This window comes from Rubrivirga sp. (assembly GCF_965213695.1).
GTDB lineage: Bacteria > Bacteroidota > Rhodothermia > Rhodothermales > Rubricoccaceae > Rubrivirga.
In genome coordinates, this window is sequence record NZ_OZ243912.1 from 709,344 (window position 1) to 722,777 (window position 13,434).

Sequence of the window (13,434 nt, forward strand, 5' to 3'; positions counted from 1 at the left end):
CACGCCGCTACCCCTCTGGCAACCCCAGCTCCGGCAACCCCTCCACGATCCGGACCGTCTCGACGGAGACGTGCGTCACCCGCTTCACCAGCCGCACGAGCGCGTCGCCCTCGAAGGCCGCGTTCGGGTCGTGGACGATGCCGGAGCGCTTGTCGGTCTTGACGCGGAGCTGGTCGACGAGCCAGGCGAGCGCGGACCGGTTGCCGAGCCGGTAGCGGTGGGCGGCCTCGGGGATGCCGGTGAGCGTCAGGCTGTCGTTGAGGCGGAGCGTGCCGGCCACGGGGTCCAGCTTCATCGTCTCGACGCGGTAGCTCAGCGGCGTGCCCTCGGCGTGGTCCAGGCCGAGCGGGTGCTCCGCCGCCGTCTCGTAGTCAGTGTGCAGCGCGGCGAGCTGGCGGCCGGCCTCGGCGAGCGGCCAGAACGCGGGCGCGAGCGGGACGCGCGGGAGCGACCGCTTGAGGTCGGCGGCGTAGCGGGCGCGGTAGGCCGGGTGGTGGAGGACGGCGTAGACGTAGTGGAATACGTCCGCCTTGGTGATCTCGGGCGGGCGGGCGACCGGAGGCGCCGCCGGACCCCCTGTCCGGGCGCGCGCAGACTCAGGCAACCCGGACGGCGGGCGTTGCGCGCCCAAACTGTCCCCCTTGAAGGGGGACAGCTCGTGCGGCGCGGAGCGGAGCGATGGCCGCGCGAGCGGGGGGTCCGGCTGCGGCTCCCCGGCGTAGCGCTCGCGGAACTGGCCGAGCGCCCAGTCGGTGAGGTTCTCGCGCCGGGCGTAGCGCGCGCCGTCCAACGTGACCTCGGTTTCCCCGTCCCCGGCGCTGGCGCCCTCCGCGAGCGGGCGGTAGACGTAGAGGGGGACAGACTGCTGCGGGTCAGCGTAGAAGTTCAGGTCTGGAATCTTGTCGACTGCTAACACTGCGAAGTCCTTGCGACCGTATCCCCCACAGCAGATCACCACGTTTTCGGCGTCTGGCGTAGGAAAGTACTCCGGCATCCGATAGACTTCCTCATTCAGAATAGGGTCGAAGTAGAGCCACTTCTGGATAAATGGACGATACATCGCTCGGCGAATCGACGCCTCGTCGAAATCCGCTTCACGCTCACGCTCCAAGTCTCGTTTTAGATCACGGCTCCATTTGATCCTTGCATCGTCGTGCGTGATTACGTCTTCGAAGCGCTCCGCGCCTCCGCCTTTCCGCCGCCACTTACCGACGGCTGCGTTGTACGTGTCGATGAAGCGGTCCACGCGCTCCGCCAGTCGCTGGCGGTCGAAGTCGTAAACCCAGACGTCGCGGCTAGTCGCAACGCCGCGACCGTACTGGTCAGCGATCGTCGTTTCGTTTTCCGTGCTGCTTGACTTCTCGTCTTGGCTAGTAAGTGGCGTCAGGTCGTCCCAGTCGTCCGCGAGGTCGCCCGTCAGCCAGACGTGGCGTTTGTTGGGCGACAGCTCCCGCCAGTCCAAACCGGTGAGGTCGCCGGCGGCTTCGAGCCAGTCGTACTTCTCGCGCTTGGTCCACTTCTCCCCCGCCTCGGCGTAGCGGATCGTGGCGCGGCCGTCCTCCGCCTTGCGCTTGCCGCCCGTCCGCACCAACAGCGTGATCGCCACGCCCACCTGGATCCCGAACACGTTGTGCGTCGTGCCCGAGAGCGTCGGGTCCTTGCGCACGTTGCCGCCGAGGCCGAGCACCCAGACCTCGTCGAACTCGCCCGCGAGGTGGCGGCGCATCCCGTCGAACGAGAGCGCGTCCAGAAACGAGTCGTTGGTGACGAACGCGACCGCGCCCTGGTCGCCGATCCGGTCGCCCGCCCAGCGGAACGCCTTCACGTAGGGGTCCGAGAGCGCGTTCTTGTTCTGCGCCGCCGAGGCCGCCGCGTAGGTCTCCCGGATGCGCCCGTCCACCTGCGGGTACTTGCGGTTCTGATTCGCGTCGTTCGCGTTGACCTGGTGCGCGTTGTACGGCGGGTTCCCGATCACGACCGTGATCGGCGCCTCGCGCTGGCGCTGGGCCCGCTCCGAGTTCTCGGCCGAGAACATCCCGAGGGTCTTGCCCTCGACCATCTCGAACGTGTCCACCAGCACGATGCCCTCGAACGGCTTGTAGGTCTTGGTCTTCTCCAGGTAGGCGTGCTCCACGTTGAGCGAGGCCACGTAGTACGGGAGCAGCATCACCTCGTTGGCGTGGAGCTCGCCCGGCCGGCCGTCGGCGCCGTACTTGGCCGGCAGGTCCGGCGCCGGAATCTGGTCCATCACGCGGACCAGGAAGTTGCCCGTCCCCACGAACGGGTCGAGCACGTGGACGCCCGGCGCCGCCAGCGACTGCCCGAAATGGCGGCCCAAGAGCACGTCTACCGAGCGGACCATCCAGTCCACGAGGGGCTGGGGCGTGTAGACGATCCCGTGCGTGTCGGCGACGCGGTCCGAGAAGCCCTGGAAAAACTGCTCGTAGACCGTGTTCAGCAACGCCTGCTTTTCGCCGAAGTCGCGGATGCCGGCCGCGGCCTCCTCGATGGCCGTGTAGAACCGGTCGAGCTGGCCCAAGAAGTCCTCGCGCGAGAAGTACGGCCCCGTGAGCGCGTCGACCACGCCCTCGATCTCGCGCGCGATCGCGTTGCGGCGCGAGAAGCTGGGCAGGTTGAACACCGACCGGATGACGCGCTCGGTGAGCAGGTGCTGCACCAGCATCTCCTCGACGGCCTCGACGGCCACGTTCGGGTTCACGCTCTCGCGGACGGTCTCGACGAACGCCTCGAACCGCTGGCGGAAGGCGGCGTCGTCGCGCCGCGCGTCGTCGATCTTGCCGAGCAGGCCGGCGGCGAGCGTCGGGATCCGCTCCTTGAAGGCGGCCACGGCGTCGTGGAACCGCTCGATCTCGGGCTCGCGGTAGCCGAAGAAGGCGTCGAGCACGTCCGCCAGCGCGGCGGGGTCCGTGAGGTCAGCCGTCTGGCGGAGGTCGCCGTCCTGGTAGAGCAGGGCGCGGTCCGGCGCCTGGAACAGGATGTTCTGCAGGCTGTAGCCGCGCGCGATCTTGGCCTGGACCTCGCGCCCCAGATCGTCGCCGGTGTCCTTGGCCTCCCAGTGCCCCAGCGTCACGCCGTAGCTGTCGCGGACCAGCCCGTCGTAGCGGATCGTCTTGCCCGCGCTCCCCTTGGTCGTGTGCTCCTCGATCAGCGTCCACGTCGAGCCGGCGGCGGCCTGGAGCAGCGCCGCGAAGGCCCCGCGGACCGCGCCCTCGTGGGCCGCGTCGGGGTGGGCCGCCAGCTCGGCGAGGCGGTCGTGGTAGGCGCGGACAGCGGCGGGTGCGAGCACGGACGTGCGGTTCGGATGCGGCCCGGAGGATACGGGGGCCGAGGGGCCCGCACGCCCCGCCCCGTCTCCCGGCGACCCCGGGATACGGCCCTCCCCAAAACGACCGCGCCCCGCCAGCGACGAGCGCGAGCGGGGCGGGCGACGGCGAGCCGTCGGGAGGTGCCGACCGGATTTGAACCGGTGTACCAGGTTTTGCAGACCTGTGCCTAACCCCTCGGCCACGGCACCGTGCGGGGAATCTACGGACGCCGCGGCGGGGCGGCTGTGAGATCCACGCGCAGCCCCGGTCGACCGCACGCTCGAATGACGCCTCGGCATCGGCTGGCGGACCCCCTGCCCGCACGCCCCTCGCTCCGCTCAGCGGGCGCGCGGACGGTCCCCCTTGAAGGGGGACAGCTTCCCGACCTGGGAGCCCTTCGGCTCCGCTCAGGACAGGCTCCGCGACCGGAAGGGGAGCAGGGGGTCTGCGCCGGAGCGTGCGCTCGGCCTGACGCGCAGCCCGGATCGTACCCCGGCCAGGATTTGAACCTGGACTCAACGGCTTAGAAGGCCGCCGCTTTATCCAATTAAGCTACCGGGGCGAGGGGATGGAAACTAGAACATGCACCGACTGCCAGCAGACGTTCTCTCTCGAAGCGTTCTATCGATCCGGGGCCAAGGTCCAGTCGCGGTGCAAGGCGTGTTTCAACCGGATGTGCGTCGCGCGCTGGCGACGGATCAAAGCCGAAGAGGTCGACCGCCTCGGAGGACGCTGCGCGGACTGTGGCGGTGCGTTCCATCCGGACGTGTTCGAGTTCCACCATCTCGACCCCTCCGCCAAAGAGCATCAGTGGACGAAGATCCGGCTGTTCGCCGTCGACCGCAGACGCCGCGAGCTTTCCAAATGCGTCATGCTGTGTGCCAACTGCCACCGGATGCGTCACGTCGTCGCTGAGGCGAGCGTGACGTACGGGGTCTAGTCGGGGCGGCCGGATTCGAACCGACGACTTCTGCCTCCCAAAGGCAGCGCTCTACCGGGCTGAGCTACGCCCCGAGGTGACCGCGAGCGGCCACGACGAAGATACGCGGCCGGCCTACCTTCCGCCCCGTCGCACCCGTTCTCCATGCCCGACGCCTCCTCCGTCGCACGCCCGCTCCGGATCCTGTGGGGGGCCATCTGCGCCAGCGGGGCGCTCGCGATGGCCGTCCTGGGCGCACTCGCGGTGACGGGCGAGCCGCCGTTGCCCCAGGCCGCCGAGGGCGCGTTCTACGCCTCCGCCCTGCTGTCCGTCGGCACCATCGCCGGCGCGTTCGCACTCGCGCGAGCGATGGAGGGCCGGCTGCTCCGAGCCGGGTCCGACGCCGAGGCCGCCGGGCTGGTGCGGACGTTCGGCGTCGCCGCGCTGGCCGTCGCCGAGGTCCCCACGCTCGCGGGCGCCGCCGCCGCGTTCCTCACCGGCGACCTGATGCCGCTCGCGTTCGGCGTCCCGCTGTTCGCGTTCGCGTGGCTCACGTGGCCGAGCGACGGCCGCGTGGCCCACTGGCTGTCGTTGCGCGAGCGCTCGGCGTGAACGAAAAACGGGGCGCCCTCCGAAGAGAGCGCCCCGCAAGGTCGGGCGGAGCCGGAGCTACGCGGCCTGGGCCGCCTTGAGCTCGTCCTGGACGTTGCCGGCCTCGACCATCTTGGAGCGGAACTCGAACTGGCCGTTCTGCTTTTTCGAGGCGACGATGATCTTGGCCATCTGCTTCGCCTCCTGGCCGGCACCGCGGTTCGTCCGCTGGTTCTTGGAAACCTTCTTCGCCATGGGAATTCAGGGTACGAGGTACAGGGTACAGGGTACGGGATGGGAGTACCTCATACCGAGTACCCCGTACCGCCGCGGCTGGAGCCGCGGCACAGCTACTTGATCTCGCGGTGGAGCGTGTGCTTCCGCAACGTCGGGTTGTACTTCTTGAGCTCGAGCCGCGAGGTCGTGTTCCGGCGGTTCTTCATCGTCGCGTAGCGCGACGTGCCCGGCGACTCGGTGCACTCGAGGATCACTTGGTGACGGACGTCTTTGCCCTTGGCCATCGTCTCGGGGGTCTAGGCGCGCGGATCCGCGCGCGGTGGGGGGTTAGACGAGCGACGTGCCCTTGGCGCGCGCCTCCTTCAGGACGGCCGAGATCCCGTTCTTGTTGATCGTCTTGATCGTCTGGGCCGACACGCGGACGGTGATCCACCGGTCCTCCTCGGGCACGTAGAACCGCTTCTTCTGCAGGTTCACGTTGAACCGCCGCCGCACCTTGTTGTGGGCGTGCGAGACGTGGTTGCCGAACATCGGCTTCTTGCCGGTAAGCTGGTCTTTGCGGGCCATCGGTCGGCGCGGCGGGGTCCGCGCGGGGATCTAAGAGGGTCCGGCCGCGGCGCTGACGTGCGCACGACGGCGGAGCCCAGGAACCTACGGACACGCCGCGCCGGCCACCAACCGCCGAGGGGCCTCAGCGTGTGAGTCTGGGGCGAAGACGGGGGTGCCGAAGGGAATGGGGAACTGGGAACGAGGAACGGGCAGAAGGGGGATACCGGGCTGCCCGTTCCCCGGCCCTCGTTCCCCGTGCCTTAAAACAGCCCGAAGCGGACCTGGACGACGTGGTTCCGGCGGCGGAGCTGGCCCAGCAGCCGGCCGTCCTCGACGCCGTACGTCGCGTACTCGAGCCGGGCCACGCGCGTCACGAGTGCCGCCCCGGCCGACGGCATCCCCTGGCTCAGGCCGCCCCGCAGCTCGAGGTGGCCGCCGAGGCGAACCCGCGCGCCCGCGCGCAGCCCGGCCTGCACCGACTGCTCGAAGTCCGACGTCGCGGCCGACGTGTAGTCGAGGGCCACCGACGCCTGCGAGACGCCGGGCACGGCCGGCAGCCGGTACGCCGCGCCGACCTGGACGACGGCCTCCGACGTGCGCCCGTCGAAGCGGGCTTCGAGAGTGGCCACCTCGTCGAGGTCGTCCGCCGTCCCGGCCGAGCCCGACACCTCGACCGAGCGGTCGAAGGCGTAGTCGATCCGGCCGCCGACGTTCGAGACCGCGACGCCGAGGTCGAGTCCACGAACGGCCACGTCGGTCGCGTGGAGCCCGGCCGCCAGCCGGACGGCGTCGCCGCGCAAGACGTACAGCTTCTCGCCGTCCGGGTCGAGCGCGTCGACGGGCGACGCCTTGGCCGTCACCCGGCGCTGGAGGTAGGTGGCCGAGGCGCCGGCGCGGAGGCCGAACGGGAGCGCGAGCCCGAGCGGCGTCCGCGCCAGGTCGACGCCGGCCACGACGGGCACGGCGAGGTCGGCCCGGCCGTAGAGGTCGACAAACGGGATGCCGCCGCCGCCGTTCGTGATCCGCCCGCGCGTGACCGAGTGGGCGTAGAGCCCGGCGCCGACGGCGAATGGGCCGGACGTGAGCCGGACCGACGGGGCCAGCACGGCGAGGTCGGCCGTCTTGGGCTGGCTCCCCACGCGGAGCGCCTCGGTGTAGAGCGCCTCCAGCCGCTCGGGGTCGTGCCGGCGGAGGTCGTCGAGACCGTCCTCGACCGCCGGGCCGAGCTCGTCCGCGTAGAAGGTCCACGCTTGGGACACGTTCCCGCCCGCGCCGGCGGTCACGCCGAGCAGGGTGAGCGCGAACCCGCGGTCGGTGACGTGGGCCGGGTTGCCGAAGAACGGCGAGTCCAGCGTCGGCACGGCCACGACGGCGCCGCCCGCGCCGAGGCCGGCGAGGTCGGTGGCCCCGACGGGCGCCTCCGTGCCGGGCGTGACGTGGAGCTGGGCCAGGGCGGGGGCCGCCAGCGTGGCGACGGCGACGATCCAGATGCGGAGCATGGGTCTGGGGGAAAGGCGAGGGGCGCTGACTCTGACTGGTGTCCCAGATCGAATCAGGAAAACCCGTAGTCATCCCCGCGCAGGCGGGGATCCAGAGTAGCGAGCGCCGATGTGTTCGGACGCCCTGGATCCCCGCCTGCGCGGGGACGACGGCCCGAGAGAGAGGAGTCAAACCGTGAACGCCTCGCCTTATCAGCGTCCGCGCGGGAACGACTCGCCCTCTTTCCGTGGTCGGTAGAGAGCGTGATAGCCTCGCGAGAGAGGATCGGGCGGAGAGCCTACACCGAGCAGTAGTCGGCGACGGCGTCCTGGAGGTCGTTGTAGACGTCGAGCGCCGTGCCGACGATCTCGGCGGCGACCGAGCCGCTGCCGAGCAAGGCCGCCCGGGCGTCGAGCGCCAGCAGCGCCTGGCCGATCCCGCGGATCGGGCCCTCGGCCTGGGCCTGGAGCGCCGCCTCGTCCTCAGCGCAGATGGCGACCGAGCCGTCGGCGAGCCGGTACCACGTCGTCGTCTCGGGCAGCGCCTCGGCCACGAACACGTAGGCCTCGACGAACGTCGTGAGCGCGCTGACGGCCAGGGCCTGGGCCATTTGGTCCCGCGTCAGCCCGCGCGCGGCGAGGTCGGCCAGGGCGCCGTCGCGGTCGTAGGACAGCGCGCCGTCGACGACGGTCGTGCACAGGTCGAAGCTCGTGAGCACGGCCGGGAGCACGCCGTCGAGCAGGTCGGACGCTTCGGCGAGGGTGGCGGACGCGGCGACCAGGTCGTCGAAACCTGCGACGTCGGCCGGGTCGAACGCCTGGGCACTTGGGTCGGTGGCGACCGAGCACGACCCACCTCGCGCGGCCGGCGCCGACGGGCGCTCGCCGCCGGCCGTGGTCAGGAACTGGCCGATCCGGTCCAGGTCGATCAGGTCGATCCCGTCGCGCTGCAACAGCGTCGTCGCCAGCTCGACGCGGACGACGGCGTTCTCGGGCTCGGCATCGTGGGCCCGCTCGAGCAGGTCGACGGCCTGGGCGAAGTCGCCGCGGTCTCGGGCCAGCACGGCGTCCTCGACGGCCACCTCGACCCCTTCGTCGACGGAGAGGAGCGAGGCGGTCTCGTCACAGCCGGCGAGCGGGAGGAGGCACAGGGCCGCGAGCAAGAGCAGGAGCGGTCGGGTCATGGGGACGTGGAGGTCGGAGCCGAAGTATCGGGCAGGCCCACCGATTCTCAACCCCCCGTCCCGAGAGACGCAGGTCCGGCCAGTGGACCCGTGTCGGCTCGGAGGAGGGCATGGGGCCGCCGACTCCCTTCTTAGAGCGAGGCCAGGTTGCTCGTGAGCGGACCCCCCGCTCCCGCGGCCATCGCTCCGCTCCGTGCAGCAGGAGCTGTCCCCCTTGAAGGGGGACAGGTCGTCCGCCCGCTGAGCGGAGCGAGGGGCGGACGACCGGGGGGTCCGCTCACGAGCAACGTGTCATGGCACTAGGCCCCGGCCTGGACCGCCCGGGCCGGGTCGATGGCCGCCGCCCGGGCCGCCGGGTACACGGCCGCGAGGGCGCACAGGCCGATGGCCGCCAACACCACGCCCCCCACGTCGAGCGGACGGATCGCGACCGGGTAGGCGTCGATCACGAACGACCCGGCCTCGGCCAGCTTTACCACGCCGAACGCCTTCTGCGCCAGCGAGATCGCCAGCCCCAGCGCCAGCCCGATCCCCGCGCCGACGCCGCCGACCATCAGCCCCTCCAGCAAAAAGATCCGGCGGACGTCCGCCCGGCTCGCGCCCATCGCCTGCAACGCGCCGAGGTCCCGCTGCTTCTCGATCACGATCATCGTGAGTGCCCCCACGATGTTGAACGCGGCCACGACGATGATGAGGGCGAGGATGGCCGAGGCCGCCCACTTCTCCAGCTTCATCACGCTGTAGAGCGAGCCCTGGAGGTCGTACCACGTGCTGACGGCGTAACGGCCGGGGAACGCCGCGTCGAGCCGGTCCTGAAGGCTCGCCTGGACCGCCCCGGCATCGTCGAGGTCATCGAGGCGGAGGTCGAGGCCGGTCACCTGGCCCGGCATCTGGAACAGCCGCTGGGCCTCGCCGAGCCCGACGAACACGTGGCTCTCGTCGTACGTCGGCTCCAACGAGAACGTCCCGCGCACCTCGAACGCCCGCTGGTCCGGCAGCCCGAACGGGTAGAGCCCGATGGCCCGCTCGAGCGCCGCCGCCGACAGCAGCGACACGTCGCTCCCGCGGACGGCCCCGGCCGGCGGACCGCCCTCGATGGCCACGCCCGGCTCGGCCGCCCGGACGCCCGTCCGCCCCGCGAGGGCCGCGCCCATCACGATGCCGACGGTCCCGTCGCGCCGGCCCAGGTCGAAGGTGCCGTCCAGGATCGACCGCTCGACCTCGGCGTCGAGCGCGGCCGGGTCCACGCCGCGGACGGTCACGACCTGGTTCAGCGCGCCGCCGTCCTCGGTCGCCAAGAGCGCCTTCCCCTCGACGAACGGGGTCGCCGAGACCACGCCCGGCTCCAACCGCGCCAGCGCCGCCAGCGTGTCGATGTCGGCGATCCCCCCGCCCGCGACGGCCTCGACGCGGACGTGGGGGTCGTAGCTCACCAGGAGGTCCCGGACCACGTCGTAGAACCCGTTGAGCACGCTCAGCACGACGACCAGCGCCGCCACGCCGACGGCGACGCCGGCGACGGAGATGCCCGAGATCACCGAGATCAGCGTCAGCCGCCGGCGGCTGGCGAGGTAGCGGCGCGCGATGAGCAGGCGGTAGTCCAAGGGACGTGGACGGGTGGAGGAGTGGACGGGTGGAGGAGTGGACGGGTGAACCTGAGGGCGCCGGCGCACCGAGTCCGGCCACCCGATTCGGAGGGACTACGTTCTTCGTCTGGCAACCCAACAACAGCCGTCATTCCCGCGCACGCGGGAATCCATGCGGCCCTCGTGTTCGGCGAGCGGCCCCGTATGGATCCCCGCGTGCGCGGGGATGACGATCGAGTTGTAGTGGACGTCGTGCAATCTCGGGGGCGTAGAGGCTCCGACCCCACGGGAGAGGAAACCACGCTGGCGGACGCAGCGGTGCGGCTACCGCCCGCCAGGCGTGGTGCCGGTGGCCGGGCGGACGGCGCCGGACGCCTCGAGCTCGCCCCGGAGCCGCTCGACCTCGATGAGGGCCGCCTGGATCTCGCGCTCCTGCTCGGCCAGCCGCCGCTCGCGCGCCTGGAGGTCGGCCAGGATCTCGGCGATGGCCGCCTCGCGGACTTCGAACGGGGCCATCTCGTAGTAGCCCCGGTCCTCGAAGTAGCCCCGGAACAGGAAGTTGTGCTTCAGCGCCTCCATGTTCTCCGAGAACCGGAACGCGCCGACGGCGCCCCACCCGGCGGCCTGGTTGAGCCGGTCCGTGATGGCCCGGATGTCGGCCGAGACCGTCTGGAGCTGGGCCGCGCCCTCCTGGAGCTGGGCCGCCGTCGACAGGAACGTCGTGTAGATCTCGTCCTCGTTGAGGAACCGGGCGACCGTCCCCTGGCCCGTGTAGACGCGCGTCAGGATCTCGTTGACGCCGGCCGAGGCGTTCTCGGCCACGCCGACCAGTTGGTCGGCGCGGGCCGTCAGCGACCGCAGGGTGAGCTGGGCCTCGGCGACGGTCCCCTGGAACGTCTCGGCCGTGGTCACGGTCGACTCGTAGAGCCGCTCGTCGTAGAGGAACCGACCGAGGGTGCCCTCGCCCGTCCGGACGTCGGTCATGATGCCGGCGAGCTGGACCGTCACCGAGTCGAACCGGCTGACCGACGCGAACAGGCGCTCCGAGACCTCGGACAGCGCGAACGGGTCGACGCCCTCGACCTGGCCGTTGTCGGCCACCTGGGGCCGGCCGGGCGACCCGTCGGTCAGCGACACGATCACGTTGCCGACGAGCCCGTCGGTCTGGATCAGCGCCCGGCTGTCCTCGCGGATGAGCGGCCGGGCCTCCTCGTCGATCGCCATCCGGACCGTGATCGGCTCGCCGGGCGCGCTCGGGAGCCGGACGGCCTCGACGCGGCCCACCTGGATCCCGTTGTAGAACACGCTCGCCCCGCTCTGGAGCCCGGCCACCTGGTTGAAGTTGGCCCGGACCGAGAACGTGTCGGCGAACAGGCTGTTCTGGCTCCCGATCACGAACATGAACCCGACGGCCGAGAGCAGGCCGAGCAGGACGACGAGGCCGAGGCGGGCTTGACGGGTCATGGGCGCGGGAGGTTCAGCGGGTGGGGCAGGTTACGCGAGTTCGGCGGGCTCGGCAGGGGCAAGCCGGGTGAACTCGCCCGACCCGCCCGACCCGCACAACCCGCTCGACCCCGCTAGGCGTGCCCGTAGGCGTCGGTCCCCCGGAAGAACTCCTCGAGGACGGGGTGGTCGGAGTGGCGGACCTCGTCGAGCGTGCCGGACGCGGCGATCTGGCCGTCGTACAAGAAGAACGCCTTGTCGGTGATGATCTCGGCCGCCAGGAGGTCGTGCGTGATCGCGATCGACGAGATCCCGCGCGTGTCGCGGAGCTGGACGATGAGCTCGGACACGACGCGGACGCTCACCGGGTCGAGCCCGGTCGTCGGCTCGTCGTACAAGATGATGTCGGGGCGCAAGATGAGCGTCCGGGCCAGGCCGATCCGCTTTTTCTGTCCGCCCGAGAGCTCGGCCGGGTACTGCGCCGCCGTCTCGGGCAGGTTGACGTCCTCCAGGCTCTCCTCGATCAGGTCGTCCTTCTCGTCCTTGGTCAGCGTCGTCAACCGGTCGAGGAAGAACCGCATGTTCTCGTAGACCGTCATCGAGTCGAAGAGCGCGCCGCCTTGGAAGAGGTAGCCCAGCCGCGTCCGCTTCCGGTCGAGCTGCTCGGGCGTCATGAGGTCGAGCCGCTCGCCGAGCACCCAGACCTCGCCCTTGTCCGGCATGAGCAGCCCGACGACGTGCTTGGTGAGCACGCTCTTGCCCGTCCCCGAGCCGCCGAGGACGACGGCGCTCGTCCCGCGCTCGACGGCGAGGTCGATCCCCTTCAGGATTTTCTTCGGCCCGAACCCCTTGTAGACGTCGCGGAGCTCGACGACCACGTTGTCCGGCGGCGGCGGCGAGTTGCCCGTGACCGGGCCCGACTCCGGGTCGACGAGGTGGGGCTCGGCCTCGCCGGGGACACCGGCCGTGGGCGCGCCGGTCGGGTCGTCGGCCGGGCCCGCGAGCCCGTCGTCGTCGAGCGGGTGCGGGCCGTCGTCGGCGCCCGCCTCACGGGCCCGGCGGGCGTCGGCGCGGTCGGAGAAGCGGGACATGAGGGGGTACGGGGTACGGGGTACACGGTACGGGAGAGGGCGTACCTCGTACCCGGTACCTCTTGTACCTGCCGCCGTCAGGCGGCGTCGGAGATGTCGCCGAAGAGCATGATCGACAAGCGGACGACGACGACGTCGGCGAGCAAGATGAGCAGGCTCGAGATGACCACGGCCTGCATCGCCGCCCGGCCCACCTCGCGCGTCCCGCCCCGGACGTTGTAGCCGAGGTAGCAGCTGACGATCCCGACGATGAACCCGAACACCGACGTCTTCATCGTGTCCACGGCCACGTCGACGAACCGCAACGTGTCGAAGGCCGTCGCGATAAAGACGCGGACGTCCATGCCGTCCGAGAGCCACGCCTCGAGGTAGCCCCCGGTGAGCGCCAGGATATCGGTGAGCATGGTCATGATGGGGAACATGATCACGCAGGCCAGTACGCGCGTGACCACGAGGTAGTGGAACGGCTTGAGCGCGGCCACCTCGAGCGCGTCGATCTGCTCGGTCACCTTCATCGACCCGAGCTCGGCGCCCATGCCGGCGCCCAGCCGCCCGGCCAGGACCAGGCTCGTGAGGACGGGCCCGATCTCCTTGATCACCGACAGCGCCAGCATCGACGGGAGGAAGCTCTCGGCCCCGAACCGGGCCAGCGTCCCCCGGCTCTGCATCGCGAGCACGACGCCGATCGAGAAGCCGACGACGCCGGTCAGCGTCAGGCTCTTCGTCCCCACCTCGTCCATCTGGATCAGCAGCTCCTTGAACTCGAACGGCCGCCGCCAGAACCGCGAGAAGAACCGGCCGATAAAGCCGAACAGACCGCCGGCCTCGGCGAAGAACGCCTCGCCGGGGACCGACGCGGCGCGGGCGACCTCCTGGCGCTCCTCCGTCTTGCGCTCGATGTCCTTCTCCTGGAGGATCTTCTCGTTCTGGCGCGCGCGGCGGCCCTCCCGGAGGCGGGTCGTGAGCGAGTCGGTGGGGAGGGGCTCCATGGCTAGAAGCTAGTCGCGCGGGTTGACCCGGTCTCGCGGGT

Annotated in this window: 12 protein-coding genes and 3 tRNA genes; 2 read left to right on the forward strand and 13 right to left on the reverse strand. The window is 70.8% G+C overall.

Annotated features, from left to right (window positions below):
• Window positions 1–7: 7 nt before the first annotated feature.
• The 3 genes from ACOOHE_RS03125 to ACOOHE_RS03135 form a co-directional block, all read right to left on the reverse strand.
• Complete coding sequence (locus tag ACOOHE_RS03125; RefSeq protein WP_420456346.1) at window positions 8–3,307, reverse strand: type ISP restriction/modification enzyme; 3,300 nt, start codon at window positions 3,305–3,307, stop codon at window positions 8–10.
• A 157-nt stretch (window positions 3,308–3,464) separates the two neighbouring features.
• Window positions 3,465–3,535, reverse strand: a tRNA-Cys gene (locus ACOOHE_RS03130).
• 279 nt (window positions 3,536–3,814) lie between these two features.
• Window positions 3,815–3,888: transfer RNA gene (locus tag ACOOHE_RS03135), tRNA-Arg, on the reverse strand.
• Between the two features lie 6 nt (window positions 3,889–3,894).
• Between ACOOHE_RS03135 and ACOOHE_RS03140 the strand changes: the two genes are divergently transcribed.
• Window positions 3,895–4,266: a hypothetical protein gene (locus ACOOHE_RS03140; RefSeq protein WP_420456347.1), complete on the forward strand. Its 372-nt coding sequence runs from the start codon at window positions 3,895–3,897 to the stop codon at window positions 4,264–4,266.
• On the opposite strand, the gene ACOOHE_RS03145 is transcribed toward ACOOHE_RS03140, so the two are convergent.
• Window positions 4,267–4,340, reverse strand: a tRNA-Pro gene (locus ACOOHE_RS03145).
• 70 nt (window positions 4,341–4,410) lie between these two features.
• On the opposite strand from ACOOHE_RS03145, the gene ACOOHE_RS03150 reads away from it, so the two are divergent.
• A complete protein-coding gene (locus ACOOHE_RS03150; RefSeq protein WP_420456348.1) occupies window positions 4,411–4,857 on the forward strand; it encodes a hypothetical protein in 447 nt (148 codons plus the stop codon).
• 57 nt (window positions 4,858–4,914) lie between these two features.
• Here ACOOHE_RS03150 and ACOOHE_RS03155 read toward each other — a convergent pair whose 3' ends face one another.
• The 9 genes from ACOOHE_RS03155 to ACOOHE_RS03195 form a co-directional block, all read right to left on the reverse strand.
• The gene (locus ACOOHE_RS03155; RefSeq protein ID WP_420456349.1) at window positions 4,915–5,091 is read right to left on the reverse strand and encodes a hypothetical protein; all 177 of its coding nucleotides are present in this window, start codon (window positions 5,089–5,091) and stop codon (window positions 4,915–4,917) included.
• 95 nt (window positions 5,092–5,186) lie between these two features.
• Window positions 5,187–5,357 carry a 50S ribosomal protein L33 gene (rpmG, locus tag ACOOHE_RS03160; RefSeq protein WP_420456350.1) on the reverse strand — a complete coding sequence of 57 codons (171 nt, stop codon included), beginning with the start codon at window positions 5,355–5,357 and terminating at the stop codon, window positions 5,187–5,189.
• 43 nt (window positions 5,358–5,400) lie between these two features.
• Window positions 5,401–5,640, reverse strand: coding sequence for a 50S ribosomal protein L28 (rpmB, locus tag ACOOHE_RS03165; protein ID WP_420456351.1), 240 nt, complete (start codon window positions 5,638–5,640; stop codon window positions 5,401–5,403).
• 242 nt (window positions 5,641–5,882) lie between these two features.
• Window positions 5,883–7,121 carry a hypothetical protein gene (locus ACOOHE_RS03170; protein WP_420456352.1) on the reverse strand — a complete coding sequence of 413 codons (1,239 nt, stop codon included), beginning with the start codon at window positions 7,119–7,121 and terminating at the stop codon, window positions 5,883–5,885.
• Between the two features lie 278 nt (window positions 7,122–7,399).
• Entirely contained in the window at window positions 7,400–8,284 is an 885-nt protein-coding gene (locus tag ACOOHE_RS03175) for a tetratricopeptide repeat protein (protein WP_420456353.1), read from the reverse strand.
• Window positions 8,285–8,583: 299 nt separating this feature from the next.
• Window positions 8,584–9,888, reverse strand: a complete 1,305-nt coding sequence (locus ACOOHE_RS03180; protein ID WP_420456354.1) for an FtsX-like permease family protein — start codon at window positions 9,886–9,888, stop codon at window positions 8,584–8,586.
• 306 nt (window positions 9,889–10,194) lie between these two features.
• The gene (locus tag ACOOHE_RS03185) at window positions 10,195–11,334 is read right to left on the reverse strand and encodes an MlaD family protein (protein ID WP_420456355.1); all 1,140 of its coding nucleotides are present in this window, start codon (window positions 11,332–11,334) and stop codon (window positions 10,195–10,197) included.
• Window positions 11,335–11,447: 113 nt separating this feature from the next.
• Window positions 11,448–12,404: an ABC transporter ATP-binding protein gene (locus ACOOHE_RS03190; RefSeq protein WP_420456356.1), complete on the reverse strand. Its 957-nt coding sequence runs from the start codon at window positions 12,402–12,404 to the stop codon at window positions 11,448–11,450.
• A 77-nt stretch (window positions 12,405–12,481) separates the two neighbouring features.
• Window positions 12,482–13,393 (reverse strand): MlaE family ABC transporter permease, encoded by a 912-nt coding sequence (locus ACOOHE_RS03195; protein WP_420456357.1) that lies wholly within the window; start codon window positions 13,391–13,393, stop codon window positions 12,482–12,484.
• Between the last annotated feature and the right edge of the window lie 41 nt (window positions 13,394–13,434).